12 protein-coding genes and 1 pseudogene are annotated in these 14,413 nt (G+C 73.5%); 7 read left to right on the forward strand and 6 right to left on the reverse strand.

Translation table 11 applies throughout. The annotated features are described in order from the left end of the window. Window positions 1-254, reverse strand: a pseudogene (locus ABT106_RS26435) (lytic transglycosylase domain-containing protein); the annotation flags it as partial. Between the two features lie 640 nt (window positions 255-894). On the opposite strand from ABT106_RS26435, the gene ABT106_RS26440 reads away from it, so the two are divergent. From ABT106_RS26440 to ABT106_RS26450, 3 genes are all read left to right on the forward strand, one after another. Next, window positions 895-1,275, forward strand: coding sequence for a hypothetical protein (locus ABT106_RS26440; RefSeq protein WP_351281984.1), 381 nt, complete (start codon window positions 895-897; stop codon window positions 1,273-1,275). Then, window positions 1,268-2,395, forward strand: a complete 1,128-nt coding sequence (locus ABT106_RS26445) for a polyprenyl synthetase family protein (RefSeq protein ID WP_351281987.1) — start codon at window positions 1,268-1,270, stop codon at window positions 2,393-2,395. Before ABT106_RS26440 ends, ABT106_RS26445 begins: the two co-directional genes overlap by 8 nt. A gap of 63 nt (window positions 2,396-2,458) precedes the next feature. Continuing rightward, window positions 2,459-3,637, forward strand: coding sequence for an oxygenase MpaB family protein (locus ABT106_RS26450; RefSeq protein WP_351281990.1), 1,179 nt, complete (start codon window positions 2,459-2,461; stop codon window positions 3,635-3,637). 33 nt (window positions 3,638-3,670) lie between these two features. Here ABT106_RS26450 and ABT106_RS26455 read toward each other — a convergent pair whose 3' ends face one another. Both ABT106_RS26455 and ABT106_RS26460 read right to left on the reverse strand, forming a co-directional pair. Continuing rightward, on the reverse strand, window positions 3,671-4,027 hold the full coding sequence (locus ABT106_RS26455) for an STAS domain-containing protein (RefSeq protein WP_351281992.1): 357 nt from the start codon (window positions 4,025-4,027) through the stop codon (window positions 3,671-3,673). After that, window positions 4,024-5,343: a PP2C family protein-serine/threonine phosphatase gene (locus tag ABT106_RS26460; protein ID WP_351281994.1), complete on the reverse strand. Its 1,320-nt coding sequence runs from the start codon at window positions 5,341-5,343 to the stop codon at window positions 4,024-4,026. Before ABT106_RS26460 ends, ABT106_RS26455 begins: the two co-directional genes overlap by 4 nt. Before the next feature lie 164 nt (window positions 5,344-5,507). Here ABT106_RS26460 and ABT106_RS26465 point away from each other — a divergent pair, with 164 nt between their 5' ends. Both ABT106_RS26465 and ABT106_RS26470 read left to right on the forward strand, forming a co-directional pair. Then, complete coding sequence (locus tag ABT106_RS26465; RefSeq protein ID WP_351281997.1) at window positions 5,508-9,716, forward strand: SpoIIE family protein phosphatase; 4,209 nt, start codon at window positions 5,508-5,510, stop codon at window positions 9,714-9,716. Next, window positions 9,716-10,003 carry an STAS domain-containing protein gene (locus ABT106_RS26470; protein WP_351281999.1) on the forward strand — a complete coding sequence of 96 codons (288 nt, stop codon included), beginning with the start codon at window positions 9,716-9,718 and terminating at the stop codon, window positions 10,001-10,003. Before ABT106_RS26465 ends, ABT106_RS26470 begins: the two co-directional genes overlap by 1 nt. A gap of 37 nt (window positions 10,004-10,040) precedes the next feature. Here ABT106_RS26470 and ABT106_RS26475 read toward each other — a convergent pair whose 3' ends face one another. Next, window positions 10,041-10,637, reverse strand: a complete 597-nt coding sequence (locus ABT106_RS26475; RefSeq protein WP_351282001.1) for a TIGR03086 family metal-binding protein — start codon at window positions 10,635-10,637, stop codon at window positions 10,041-10,043. Window positions 10,638-10,807: 170 nt separating this feature from the next. Between ABT106_RS26475 and ABT106_RS26480 the strand changes: the two genes are divergently transcribed. Both ABT106_RS26480 and ABT106_RS26485 read left to right on the forward strand, forming a co-directional pair. Continuing rightward, the gene (locus tag ABT106_RS26480; protein WP_351282003.1) at window positions 10,808-12,151 is read left to right on the forward strand and encodes a sensor histidine kinase; all 1,344 of its coding nucleotides are present in this window, start codon (window positions 10,808-10,810) and stop codon (window positions 12,149-12,151) included. A 53-nt stretch (window positions 12,152-12,204) separates the two neighbouring features. Further along, on the forward strand, window positions 12,205-12,849 hold the full coding sequence (locus ABT106_RS26485) for a response regulator (protein WP_351282009.1): 645 nt from the start codon (window positions 12,205-12,207) through the stop codon (window positions 12,847-12,849). A 15-nt stretch (window positions 12,850-12,864) separates the two neighbouring features. On the opposite strand, the gene ABT106_RS26490 is transcribed toward ABT106_RS26485, so the two are convergent. Continuing rightward, complete coding sequence (locus ABT106_RS26490; protein WP_351282005.1) at window positions 12,865-13,764, reverse strand: hypothetical protein; 900 nt, start codon at window positions 13,762-13,764, stop codon at window positions 12,865-12,867. Between the two features lie 92 nt (window positions 13,765-13,856). Continuing rightward, window positions 13,857-14,255, reverse strand: a complete 399-nt coding sequence (locus tag ABT106_RS26495) for a DUF4190 domain-containing protein (protein WP_351282007.1) — start codon at window positions 14,253-14,255, stop codon at window positions 13,857-13,859. Between the last annotated feature and the right edge of the window lie 158 nt (window positions 14,256-14,413).

The raw sequence follows: 14,413 nt of genomic DNA on the forward strand, positions 1-14,413 counted from the left end.
TGGACGAGGCCGTAGGCGCCCGAGGAGGAGTTCGTGGCGGTGTGGTTCCAGCCGCTCTCGCGGGACACGATGTTGTTGAACGCCGCGAACTGCGCCGGGTCCTTGATCATCTGCTGCGCGACCGCCTTGGCGTTCATCGGGGCGGCCTGCGCGGGGACGGCGGCCAGCATGGAGCCGGCGACGCCCAGGGCGAGGACGGAGCCCGCGATGGTCTTCTTGGAAGCGGCGATGCGGCGGATGACTGCGTTGGACACGGACTGACCTTCCGACGGGGACAAGGACGGTCGCGGCATGCCGGAGGCATGCGTGAGCCACTCACGCGGTGGAGAGGGGTTCGTCGGCGGCGGGTGAAGTACCCCTGCCGCCTTGCGACTCATCCAGTTCTACAGACGCCCCGCCCCCCTGGCAACGACGCCACCTACTAGGCGGCCTCGCAGCCCGGGACCTCGGCCCCGCCTCCGTCGCGACCGGTGTCCGCGCAGGTGGGGGCGGGTACGAGCAGGCCCGGCCGCCCCGCGCGGGGGCCACTATCCCGGCTCGTAGGTGACGTGGGTCCTATGGGGCGGGTCACCTCCCGGGCCCCCGGATCTCACCGGACGTAACGGCCCGCACCCTGCGCGTGGCCGCTCCGGACGCCCCTCTCGCAGGCGGCCGTCCCGCCGAACGATTGGCCGGCACATCCGTGACAGTCGGTACGTCCCGCCTGATCGGCTCCGGCTCGCGCCGTGCCGTGCCGTCCGCTCAGACCGCGCCGCACAGTTCTTCGGACAACTCACTCGTCGGGAGTATTCGTATCCCTCTGACGTGGTACGGACGGCAATCCCGGGCCGCGACGGGTGTCGCAGCCGATTGACTGGCGCTCCTTGATGATCTGCCGGCAGAGGAGCACGGGGCATGACCGGAGAATCGCGGGACCGGACACAGCGGGCACAACAGGCACAGCAGGCGCGGCAGACACCCTGGAGTCCCTTCGCCGCGCTGGAGGAGGTCGGTCTGCTCGCTCTGGGCGCCGTCGATCTGGCGCTGGACCAGGTCCGGCAGGCCACCGGCCGGGGCGAGGACGTAGTCCGGCGCTCGGATCTGCGCGAACTCGTCGCCGACGGGGTGAGGGAGCTGAGAGCGCGCGGGGAACTCGCCTCCAAGCGCGTCGCCGCCGCGGACGACGACAACTACCTGGAGCTGATGGCCCGTCGGGCCGCCGAGCGGCGCGACCGGGCCGACGGCGCCCGGACCCCGGCCGGGGCCGGGGCCGGAGCCGGGCCTGCGCATGCATGACGATCTGGTGTTCCGGGGGCGCATCGACGCCCACCTGCGTCGGCTGGTCGACGAGGAGGAAGCCGAACTGTTACGCCTCTCCAGTGAACTCGGCCCGCTCTGCGACCAGTTGCGCAGCTCGCTGACCCACGGCAAGCGGATGCGGGCCGCCTTCCTGTACTGGGGCTGGCGGGCCGCCGGCCAGCCGGACTGCGACGGGGTGATCAGGGCGGCCGCGGCCATGGAACTCGTGCACGCGGCGGCCTGCACCCATGACGACATCATCGACGACAGCCGCCTGCGGCACGGCGTCCCCACCGCCCACGCCGCCTTCTCCGCGACCGGAGCGGCCCGGTGGGCCGGTGCCGGTGCCGGTGCCGCCAGCGGCATCAGCAGCGGCACCGGTGACGACAGCGGTGCCGTCGCGCGGACGCTGGTCGTAAGCCGGCAGCGGTCCGCCGCGCTGGCGATGATGCTGGGCGACCTGCTCATGGGGTACGCGGCCCAGGTCTTCGCCACCTGCGGGCTGCCCGGCGCGTATGTGGCGCGGACGGTGCCCCTGTGGTCGACGCTGCTGCGCGAGACCGTCGCGGGCGAGTTCCTGGAAGTGCTGCGGACGGGTACCGACGCGCCCGAGGTCGCCGAGTCGCTGGAAGTGGCCCGCTACAAGACGGCCAAGTACACGGTGGAGCGGCCGCTGCACATGGGTGCCACCCTCGGCGGCGCCCCACGGCAGGTCATGACCGCCTTCACCGCTTACGGCCTGCCCCTGGGCGAGGCGTTCCAGCTGCGCGACGACCTGATCGGAACGTTCGGCGATCCCGCGGAGACCGGCAAGTCGAACCTGGACGACCTCCGGGACCGCAAGCCCACCGCGCTGCTCGCCACGACGCTCGCCCTGCTGGACCCGCACGAGCGGGCGCTGCTGGACAAGACGCTGGACAGCCCGGCTCTGGACGAGTCCGACGCGGCGCTGGTGCGGAGCCTGATGGAGGAGTGCGGGGCCCGCCGCCGCGTCGAGGACATGATCTCGGACCGGGTCGCGGCGGCCCGCGGCGCGCTCGACTCCGTCGCGCTGCCGATGGACGTGCGGATGGCGCTCGCCGCGCTGGCCACCTCGGCGACCGCACGGACCCTGTGAACGGCCCCGCGGACCACCTGCCGGGCCAGACCGTACCGGCGCGAGCACTACGAGGAGCACGACGTGACAACCGAGAACCGGTCGCGCTACACCGACGCGAAGCTCGACGAACTGAGCGGTCAGGGCGACCCCTTCGCCGACGAGACGGTGGCCGCCATGTTCGAACGCGGTGAGGTGGGGGACTTCAACACCCTCATGCGCTTCTTCAGCACCGCCGGCCACAAACTGCCCGAGGGGCTCCCGCCGTCCGCGGTGGCGTTCCTGGAGGCCACCGCCATGCCGCCGAAGTGGGTGGACTGGGACGTCATGGAGCGCGCCCGCCTGTTCTTCATGGACAACGCCGCGCACATCAACACGGGCCTGTCCTTCGCGGCGATGCCCGTGACGTACGCCGTACCGCGCGTCGCCCGGCTGCTCGCCTCGACGCACTCGATGGACTACCCGTCGCGCCGGATGGCGAACACCGGCCAGTTCGTCACGTACCTGATGCGCACCAACGCCTTCGAGGAGGGCGGCAAGTTCATCCCGGCCGCCCAGAAGGTCCGGCTGCTGCACGCGGCGGTACGCCACCACCTCACCGGGTCCGGGCGCTGGGACGTGGCGCGGGACGGTGTGCCGATCAGCCAGGAGGACATGATCGGCGGGCAGATCTGCTTCTCGATCCTCGTCCTGGACGCCATGCACCGCCTCGGCATCCACATGAGCGAGGAGGGGGCGGAGTCCTACTACTACGCCTGGCGGGTCGTGGGCTCCCTCCTCGGCTGCGACATGACAGCCGCCCCGGACAACCTCACGGAGGCCCGCGCGTTCGCCGACCTCTATCTCAGCCGCCACCTCGGCCCCTCCGAAGACGGGGTCCGGCTCAACAACCAGCTGATGCGGATGTACGAGGACGTGGTCCCCGGCACCCTCTTCGACCCGATCGTCCCCGCCACCATGCGCTACCTGGTCGGCCCCACGATCGCGGACTGGCTCGAGATCCCCCGCGGTCCCTGGGACACCGCGGCGAAGGCCGTGCCCCTCGTCCTCGGCCTGCTGGAGACTGTGGAGGACAGCGGCCCGCTCGGCGAATGGGCGCTGGACAAGGCGGGCAGCCTGCTGACGGCCTTCGAACTGGCCTCGCTCACCCGTGGCCGGGTCATGCAGTACGCCATCCCGGAGGAGCTCAAGGGCGAGTACGGCGTACGCTCGCAGGCCCCGCGCACGAACCGGTGGGTGCCGCCGGTGCCGAGCCCCGCGTGACGGCGGGACCCGGGCGCGACGGCAGGACGGCGCTCAGGGGCGCTGGGCGTTGACGGCGTCTTCGACGGTGGGCTGGAAGGTGAAGAGCTGGTCCAGGCCCACGATGCGGAAGACGTGCATCAGATCGGTGCTCAGCCCGACGAGGGACAGCGGGGCGTCCGCCTCGCGCGCGCGGTGGTAGGCGCTGAAGAGCACGGTGATGCCGGTGGAATCGCAGTAGGTCAGCTCGGAGAGTTCGATCAGTACGGGGACGTCGGGGCTGAAGGGCGTTTCCTGGATGACCCGGGTGAGCTCCGGTGCGGTGTGGTGGTCGAGTTCGCCGGCCACGGACAGCACGGTCGCACCGCGTGCGTGCGTGTGTCGGGTGGCGGTGAGATTGCGGTCGGTCACCTGTTCTCCTGGGCGGGTGGGAATGTGCGGCGGGACGGGACGGACAGGGCGAGCAACGCGGTGTCGTCGCTCACTCCGGCTCCCAGATCGGTGAAGAGCTTGTGCACCGTGGCCAGCAGGTCGGCGGCTCCTCGGGGGGCGTGGGCGGACAGGTGGCGGGCGAGCCCCTCCTCGCCGAGCATGCTGCCGTCCGCGGTGCGGGCCTCGATGAGGCCGTCGGTGTACAGCAGCAGGGCGTCACCGGGGGCGAGGCGGGTGGTGGCCTGCGCGAAGTGGGGATCGGGCAGGAGCCCGATCAGCTGACCGCCGGTGGTGGACACCGCTTCGACGCTGCCGTCCGCGCGCACCACCAGGGTCGGGGGGTGGCCGCCACCGGCCAGGGTGACGGTGAACGACCCGTCGGACCCGGCGTCGAGCACACCGAACACGGCGGTGCAGAACCGGCGGGTTTCGTCCTGGTGTTCGCTCTTGAGGACCGCGTCGAGGGTGGCCAGGGCGGTCCGGGGGTCGGGGTCGTGGATGGCGGCGGCCCGCAGGGTGTATCGGGTCAGCGAGGTCAGGGCGGCGGCAGCGGCACCCTTGCCGCACACGTCGCCGATGAAGAACGCCCAGCGGCCGTCGTCGAGGGGGAACAGGTCGTAGAAGTCGCCGCCGACCTCGTCGGCGGAGGCGGGGTGGTAGGCGGCGGCCGCGCGCAACCCGGGCACGGTGGGCAGGACCGGGGGCAGCAGGGTGCGCTGAAGGGTGCGGGCCAGCCGCTCGGCGTCCGCGCGCCGTTCCCGTTCGGCGGCGACCATGCGCAGCGCGGACAGGCGCCGTTCGAGCTCGTCCATGACGAGGCCGGCCAGGTCCCCGAGGGCCGCGAGCTGCTCGTCCGTGGGGTGGCGGGGGCGGGTGTCGAGGACGTTGACGGTGCCCAGCCGGCACCCGTCGGCCGTGGTGATCGCCGCGGCGGCGTGGAAGCGTACGCCCGGCTGGCCGAGGACGAGGGAGCCGGCGGCGGTGCGCGGGCCGGTCAGCCTGTCGTGCGGCAGGAGGCAGGCACCCGGCTCGGGGTCCCGGGGGATCTCCCTGACGCCCTGGAGTCCGTGCGCGGCCTTGAACCAGACCCGGTCGGCGTCCACGATCGCCACGGCGGCCATGGGGACGTCGAAGATGCGGGCCGCGAGCGAGGCGATCTTGTCGAAGGTCGCGTCGGACGCGGTGTCGAGCACCGCGTAGCGGCGCACCGCGGCGAGCCGCCGGTGCTCGTCCGCCACGACGGCTCCCGCGTGCCGGCGGACGGCGTGCCCGGCCCCCGTCATGTCGTCTCCCACCCTGCCTCGTCGGCCGCGCCTGTTCGTCCGAGGCCCAGCTGTCCTATCCTACGGATCACGTCAACAAACGCCTCCCCGGGGACCGCGGCACGCGGATGGGGCAGCACAGGGAACGCCGGCAGGCCGCGCTCGGGCATCGGCCGCCGCGAACGAAGGGGTGGGCAGTGACGCGTTCGGAGGATTCCGGGCCGGAAGCGGTGGCCGGGGCCGACGGGGTCGGAGCGGGCGTGTTCGCCGCCGACGAGGCGGTCGGCCGGGACCTGGCCCTGGTGGACTGGGCGGCGACTCCGCTCGGCGTCCCGGAGGACTGGCCGCAGAGCCTCAGGACGACCGTGAGCATCCTGCTGTCGTCGAAGTTCTCGATGTGGATGGCCTGGGGACCGGAACTCACGTTCTTCTGCAATTCCGCCTATCGGCGCGACACCCTGGGCCGGAAGTACCCGTGGGCCCTGGGCCGGCCGGCGAGCGAGGTCTGGGCGGAGATCTGGGGCGACATCGGCCCCCGCATCGACACCGTCCTCAGCACCGGCGAAGCGACCTGGGACCAGGCCCTGCTGCTGTTCGTGGAGCGCTCCGGGTACCCGGAGGAGAGCTACCACACCTTCTCCTACAGCCCGCTGCGCGACGACGACGGCGACGTGGTCGGCATGCTGTGCGTGGTCAGCGAGGAAACCGAACGCGTCATCGGTGAACGGCGGATGGCCACGCTGCGCGACCTCGGCTCCGATCCGAGCGTCGTGCGCACCGAGCGGGAGATGCTCGACTTCGCCCGTCTGCAGCTGAGCCGCAACCCGCACGACCTGCCGTTCACCCTGACGTACCTCTTCCAGGACGACGGCAGCTCCGGGCTGTCCGCGGCGACCGGGATCCGCAAGGATCACCCGGCCGCCGCGGAGCTGCTCCCGCCGGACTCCGACTCGGTGTGGCCCACGGCCGCTGCGGCCCGGGGCGAGACCACGCTGGTGCCGCTGGACGGCGACGGCGCCGTGTTCGCGGATCTGCCGACGGGAGAGCGGGCCGAAGGCCCGCTCCAGGCACTGGTGGTGCCGCTGCGGCAGCAGGGCGGCGCCCCGTACGGGTTCATGGTGGTCGGCCTGAACCGGTACCGGGACCTGGACGAGGGGTACCGCGGCTTCGTGGAACTGGTCGCCGGGCACGTCGCCACCGCAGTGGCCAGCGCCCGCAGCTACCAGGCGCAGCAGCGGCGCGCGGAGGAGCTCGCGGAACTGGACCGGGCGAAGACGGCGTTCTTCTCCAACATCAGCCACGAGTTCCGTACCCCCCTGACCCTGATCATGGGGCCGGTGGCGGAACTGCGGGACCGGCTCGCGGACGCCGACGAGGGCGTGCGCGAGGAGCTGGAGGTCATCCACCGCAACGGGCTGCGGCTGGGCAAGCTGGTCAACACGCTGCTCGACTTCTCCCGCATCGAGGCCGGCCGGATGCAGGCGAGCTACGAGCCGGTCGACCTGGCCGCGGTCACCGGTGAACTCGCCAGCGTGTTCCGCTCCGCAGTCGACAAGGCCGGGCTCGACTTCCGGGTCGACTGCTCCCCGCTGCCCGAGCCGGTCTACATCGACCGGGGCATGTGGGAGAAGGTCGTCCTCAATCTCCTCAGCAACGCGCTGAAGTTCACCTTCGACGGCTCGATCCGCGTCGCCGTGGGGACCGAGGACGGTGCGGCCGTGGTGAGCGTCGACGACACCGGGATAGGTGTCGCGGCCGAAGAGATGCCCCGCCTGTTCGAACGGTTCCACCGCATCGAGAACGCGCGGTCCCGCTCCAACGAGGGCAGCGGCATCGGCCTGGCCCTGGTGAGGGAGCTGGTCGGGTTGCACGGCGGCGAGATCAGCGCCTCGTCCGCGCAGGGCGTGGGCACCCGGTTCACCATCCGGCTGCCCTTCGGCTCCGCCCACCTGCCGGCCGACACCGTCCTCCCGGACCCGACTACGGGCGCGGTGACGGGTCAGGGCGCGAGCGCGGCGCACACCGCGACCGAGCCTTTCGTGCAGGAGGCGCTTCGCTGGCTGCCCGGCGAGCCCACCGCGCCGGTGCCCGCCGCGGACGGGAGCGTTCCGGACGGGAGCGCCGACGGAGCCCCCGCCGGCCCGGAGCTCCCGGCACACGTCCTGGTCGCCGACGACAACGCCGACATGCGCGAGTACCTCGGCCGGCTGCTGCGCGGCGCCGGTTACCAGGTCAGCACGGTCGACGACGGCCGGCAGGCCATGGGTGCCATCCGCGCGCACGCCTTCGACCTCGTGGTCAGCGATGTGATGATGCCCCACCTGGACGGGCTCGCCCTGGTCGCCGCGCTGCGGGCCGACCAGCGCACCGCCTCGCTCCCCGTACTGCTGCTGTCCGCCCGGGCCGGGCAGGAGGCGTCCATCGAGGGCCTGCAGGCCGGTGCGGACGACTACCTCGTCAAACCGTTCGCGGCCGCCGAACTCCTCGCGCGGGTGCGGGCGAACATCCGGCTGGCGCGCCTGCGCGGCCACCACGCCCGCTGGCGCACCGCGCTGGTGGACTCCCTGCAGGAGGCTTTCTTCGTCTGCGACGAGGACGGCGCCGTCATCGAGATCAACACGGCGTTCACCGACATCCTCGGTTACGGCGCCGAGGGTTTGCCCTACCGGCCGGTCCACCCCTGGTGGCCCGACGCCGCCACGGACTCCGAGGCGCACCGGCAGGTCGGCGAGGCGTTCGCCATGCTGCTCGGCAACACCAAGGGCTCGTACACCATTCCGATCACCCACCGCGACGGTCACCGGCTGTGGGCGACGGCCACCTTCAACCAGGTCGACGATCCCGACACCGGGCGCCGCGTGACGGTCGGCACCTTCCGCGACGTCACCGCCGAGCACTACGCCATCCAGCGCGAGAGCGCCCTCGCGGCCCTGGGCACCGGCCTGTCCCGGGCCGCCAGCCTGCCCGAGGCGCTGGCCGGCGCCCTGGGCGAGCTGAAGAAGCTGTGGCGCGCCCGGCGGGTCCTGGCCGCGGTCTTCGACTACGGCGACGAACCCAAGCTGACCTCCACCGACGCGCCGTCCGCCTGGTCGGAACTGTCCGCCGAACGGCGCGGAGCGCTCGACGAACTGCGCCGGGGGCCGATCCTGACCCCGGTCGCCGGCCACGGCGGGGCCGGCATCCTCCTGGAGTTCCCCGACGGCCCGCTCGCCCTGTGGATCGACCTGGGCGAGAACCGGCCCTTCACCGGCGAGGACCAGCTGCTGCTGTCCCTCCTGGCCGGTCACCTCGCCCAGGGGCTGAACCGCGCGCACCAGACCGACCAGCAGCGCGAGACCGCCATCGCCTTGCAGCGCGCCATCCTCGGCCCCTCCCGGCTGCCCGACGGGTTCGCCGTCCGCTACGAACCCGCGACGCAGCCCCTGGAGGTCGGCGGCGACTGGTACGACACCGTCACCCTGCCGGACGGCCGCATCGGAATCGTCGTCGGCGACTGCGTCGGCCGGGGCCTGGAAGCCGCCAGCGTCATGGGCCAGCTGCGCAGCGCCTGCCGCGCCCTGATGCTCCAGGACGCGAGTCCCGCCCGGACGCTGATGGCCCTGGACCAGTTCGCCGCCGGCGTTCCGGGCGCGCCCTGCACCACCGTCTTCTGCGGCGTCCTCGACGCCGGTACCGGGCAGCTGACGTATTCCAGCGCCGGCCATCCGCCCGGCATCCTCGTCCATCCCGACGGCACGACCCGGCTCCTCGAGGAGGGCCGCTCCCTGCCGCTGGCCGTCCGGCCCGGCAACCAGCGTCCCGAGGGCAGCTGCGCCATCCCGGCGCGGTCGACGCTGCTGCTGTACACCGACGGGCTGGTCGAACGCCGCCGGCGCCCGCTCAGTGCGGGCATCGACCAGGCCAGTGAAGCCCTCCAGGACGGCCGGAACACGGCGGTCGACGACCTCGCCACCGATGTCATGTCCCGGCTGGCCCCCGCCGACGGCTACGACGACGACGTCGCCCTGCTGCTCTACCGCCACCCGGCGCCGCTGGAGCTGTCCTTCCCCGCGGAATCGTCGCAGCTCGCGCCCGTCCGCAAGACGCTGCGCGGGTGGCTCGACCAGTGCGACCTGCCGCCCACCACCGTGCAGAGCGTCCTGGTCGCCGCCGGCGAGGCGTGTGCCAACGCCGTCGAACACGGCCACCGGGACGCCCCCGGCGGCACCATTCTCTTCCGGGCCGAGGCCTGCGTCGACAATCTCCACCTGACCATCGTCGACAGCGGCTGCTGGAAAGCCCCGCAGCCGGAGCTCAACACCCACCGCGGTCGCGGGATGGGCCTGATGCGCGCACTGATGCAGCAGGTCACCGTCACCCCCGGCCCGTCCGGCACCACCGTCGACATGCACACGAGGATCGCCTGATGACCACTCCCCTGACCCTCACCCCGGGGCGGCGGCCCGACGGCACCGCGCTGCTGACCGCTGTCGGCGAGATCGACATGAGCAACAACAAGGAGCTGGCCGCCGCCCTCGCGGGCACGGACGGCCCGCTGGTCCTCGACCTCACCGGGGTCGAGTACCTCGACAGCGCCGGCCTCAGCGTGCTCTTCCCGCACGCCGAACGCATCGAGCTCGTCGCCAACCCCCTCCTGGAACCCGTGCTGACGATCTCCGGCCTCTCCGGCCTCACGACCGTCCACAGCGGGTAGGACGTCCGGCCGCCGCCTCCGGGCCCTCCGGCGCCGGTCAGGAGGGGGACCAGCCCGGGTCACGACCGCTGAGTCCGACGGCCCGGTCCAGCAGCGGGGCGTCGTCCGGTACGGGCACGACGGGTCCGAAGACGTCCCCGCCGCCGTTCCCCTCCTCGGCGGAGGCCAGCAGGAACGCGTACGAGGCGCTCAGCGCGGCCTGATCGGGTGCGTACGCCTGTCCGGTGGCCCTGGCCAGGTCCCAGCCGTGCACCAGCAGTTCGTCGGTGGCCACGGCTCCCGCGACGTCGCCGGGCAGGTCCACGCCGCCCGCGCGGGTCATGCCGGTCCAGGCGGCCGGGTCCTGCCAGGCCGCGGCCAGTTCTCCGAGGACCCGGGGGAGGTCCTCGCGCCAGTCGGCGGGCAGGGTGGGCACGGTCGAGCCGGGGGACGTGTCCGTCGTGGGGCCCAGGTCCTTGCGGGCGGCGTCGCGGAAGGCGACGGCGAGGCCCGCGAGGTGACCCAGCAGGTCACCGACCGTGTACGCGGGGCAGGGTGTCCGGTCGGCGAGCCGGTCGTCCGGGACGGCCGCCGCGAGGCGGGCCACGATCAGGGCCTGCGGTCCGAGGTCGAAGGTCGTCGTCGTATCGGTCATCTTCCGTACCTTTCGCAACGAGGGGTGTGAAGGGTAGACCGGTGGGGTGTCCCGGACTCATCGCGACGCGGGCCGGAGATTCACGTGACCGACGGCAGGGGTGCGCACGCCTGACCGTCCGGGCGGCCCGGCCCGGCCCGGCCCGGCCGGGGCGACACTAGGCTGGGGTCATGGTCGAGTCGTTGCCTTCCCTGGTCGCGGGTCGGTGGCGGCCGCGTTCCGGGGCTGCCGTCCGCCTGGGGCGTCGCACGCTGGTGGAGTCGCTGTACCTCCTCACCGCGCCGGTGGGCGCCGTCGCCGGGCTGCTGCTGACGGTCGGCGCTCTGGGCGCCGGAGCGTTCGCGTCGCTGGTGCCGGGCGGGGCGCCCGTCGCGGCCCGGGCCCTGGCACTGGCGCGCCGGCCCGGCGACCTGGAGCGGTGGCGGATCGGCACGGTGCGGTCCCGGGCGGGTGGTGCGTCGCGGGGGGCGGACCGGCGGCCGGGGCCCAAGAACCGCGCCGGAGCGGCGGATCCGGGGATGTGGCCCGGCCTGGCGCACGCGGTCCTGCTGCTTCCCGTCGTCCTGGTCACCTGGGTGGTGACGGTGCTGTGGTGGTTCGTCGGCGTCGCGACCGCCACGTATCCGCTGCGCAGCGGCCAGGTCGCGCCCGGGTCGCTGCGGCCCCTGACCCTGTCCGCGGGCGGCGACGGGTCCCACATCGCCGTGAGCCTGGGACTGACGTCACCGGCGGAACGGCTCGGCTTCGCGGTCACGGTCGGCGTACTGCTGCTGTCCACCCTGCCGTTGGTGACCCGGGGGTGCGTCGCCGTACAGGCCGGGCTCGGGCAGCTGCTGCTGTCCCCCGCGCCGGCGTGGCACCGCGGGATCCGCGGACCGGAGCGTGGGCGCGACACCGGCCGCGTTCGGCCCGTCTCCGCGGTGACGGCCGAGGCGGCCGCCCTGCGCCGGCTCGAACGCGACATCCACGACGGCCCCCAGCAGCAGCTGGTCCGGCTGGCGATGGAGCTGGGGCGCGCCCAGCACCACTTCGACAGCAAGCCGGAACTCGTACGGGCCGCGCTCGCCGACGCGGTCGTCCAGACCAGGGAGGCGCTGGAGGAACTGCGGGCCCTGTCGCGGGGCATCGCCCCGCCGGTCCTCACCGACCGGGGGCTGCGGGAGGCGCTCGCGGCCCTGGCCGCGCGCTGCGTCGTACCGGCGGAGCTCGACGCCGGCCCCGTACCCGGCCGGCTGGACCCCGCCGCCGAGACGGCCGCGTACTTCGTGGTCGCCGAGGCGCTGGCGAACGTGGCCAAGCACAGCCGTGCCCGCCGGTGCACGGTCGGGGTGCGCCACACCGAGGGGGTCCTGCGGGTGTGGGTGACGGACGACGGGGTGGGCGGCGCGGCTCCGGCCGAGGGGCACGGGCTGGCGGGGCTGGCCGGCCGGGTGCGCGCGGCCGGCGGCCGGCTGCGGGTCGACAGTCCCGAGGACGGCCCGACGACGGTCGGGGCGGAGCTGCCGTGTCGCTGACCCCGGACGGATCGGTGCCCGGAGCCCCGCCGCGCCCCGGGGGCCGGGTTCCGCTGCGGATCGTCGTCGCCGATGACGCGGTGCTGTTGCGCGAGGGCCTGGTCCGCCTGCTCCGCGAGGACGGTCACGAGGTGGTGGCCGCGGTCGGCGACGGCCCCGCCCTGGTCGAGGCGGTACTCGCGCACCGTCCGGACGTGTCGCTCGTCGACGTGCGGATGCCGCTGACGCACACCGACGAGGGGCTGCGGGCGGCGGTCGCCATCCGCGAACGGCTGCCCGGCGCCCCGGTGCTGGTGCTCAGCCAGTACGTGGAGGTGTCCTACGCCGCCGACCTGCTCGCGGACGGTTCCGGCGCCGTCGGCTATCTGCTGAAGGACCGGGTCGCGAAGGTCGAGGAGTTCCTGGACGCCCTGGACCGCGTCGCCCGCGGTGCGACGGTCCTCGACCCGCAGGTCGTCGCCCGGCTGCTGGCGGAACGGCGTCGTGACGACCCGCTGGGCGCGCTGACCCCGCGTGAGCGGCAACTGCTGGCGCTGATGGCGGAAGGCCACTCCAACACGGCCATCGCGCGGAGGCTGGTGCTGTCCGGCAGCGCGGTGGAGAAGCACATCGGCAACGTCTTCGCGAAGCTCGGCCTGCCGCCCGACGACGCGCGGCACCGCCGGGTACTCGCGGTCCTGGCCCACCTCGGCGTCTGACGGCGGCCGGTTCCCTCACCATCCGCCTTCGAAGAAGGCCAGGAGGGCCGGGGCCGGTTCGGCGGTGGTGGTCGCGTTCGCCACGGCGACCAGGAGGACGGCCGGCGACAACAGGGCCGGGAAGAGACCGAACGACGTGAACACGCGCCGCGTCCGCCTGTCGGACGGCGCCGTCCTCGCACGCCTCTTCCACGCCCACGCGCTCGCGGCGACGAGGACGGCGGCCACCACCGTGGCCGCCGCGGCCATCACCGCGTGGTAGCGGGAGAAGTCGCCGGTCATCACCGAGAGGGCGGGCGGGGTCCCGTCTCCGGTGTCCGGGTGGCCGGCCAGGAGCAGCCTGACGTGACCGAGCGTATCGGCGAGTTCCCCGCGGGGCGCGCGGACCGGCAGCAGCGACAGCAGCGAGGCGAAGGGCGCCGCCGCACCCTGGATGTTGGCCATGAGCGTCGCCAGCGAGAACAGCGCCAGCGCCGTGACGGCCGCCCCGCCCGTGGCGAGAGCGGCCCTGGTGCCCGCCCCGCGCCCGCCGGCCCGCAGGAACGCCCGCCAGAGGAGGACGCCGAGCGCGGCGAGTACGGTCAGGAGCGCCGCGGCGGTCACGGCCTTCGCCACGTGGTAGTGGAGCCAGTAGTCGACGGTCCGCTCCAGGCCCGGGGTGAAGGCCCGTTCGCCGGACGCCCAGTAGCCGACGAACGACTCGGAGAGGCTCTCGACGAGGTCGCGTTGGTCCCTGAAGTCAGCGCCCGACAGGCGCGCCGCCCATGGGCGGGGGGCCAGGACGAAGGCGGGGACGAGGGCCACGGCGAGGGCGAAGAGCAGGGCGCACGCGCGCCCGGAGAGGCCGGAGGTACTGGCGGGGCCGGAGGGGCCGGGTGGCTTGTTCGTGCCGGAGGGTCCTGACGTTGTGGTCATGCCGATGACCATGACGCAGGGGTGCCCGCCCGGTCACTGCGGTGGGCCGCCCACCCGGGGTGTGGCGGGCCACACCCCGGCGGTGACGCGCGTCAGTTGTTGACGTCCTCGTTGAAGCGCTTCGAGCACTCCTGCTGTTCCTGCTGCGTCTGGGCGTTGTTCATGCAGGACCGCAGGTCCTTGCCCTCGTCGGAGTTGAGGATGGACACCCCTACGGCGACCAGGATCCCCGCGATGACCACGGTCACGGCGCCCAGGACCAGGCCGGCGATGGCCATGCCGCGGCCACCGGCACCGGCGCGGGCCCTGCGGAGGGCGGCTATGCCCAGGCCGATGGCCACGAGCGCCAGCGGGATGCCCACGAACCAGAGCCACAGGAGCAGCAGGGACGCGATGCCGGTGATCAGTGCGGCCACGGCCAGGCCGTTGCGGCCGGTGGCGGGCGCGGGGTGGGTACCGGTGGCGTCGGGAGAGCGGTACGCGTCGGACATGTGTGGGTCCCTCCAGGGGCCGGTCGGTGGACAACTCCACTGCCGAGCAGTGGTGTTCAGCCCGTGTGCCACGACCGGCCCGCCGCAAACCCACCTCACCCGTTTCGGGTGGAAGGGGGACAGCGGGGGACGGCCGCCCGGCGAGCCCGGGCGGCCCC

Source organism: Streptomyces sp. NPDC002044 (assembly GCF_040296725.1).
Lineage (GTDB): Bacteria > Actinomycetota > Actinomycetes > Streptomycetales > Streptomycetaceae > Streptomyces > Streptomyces antarcticus.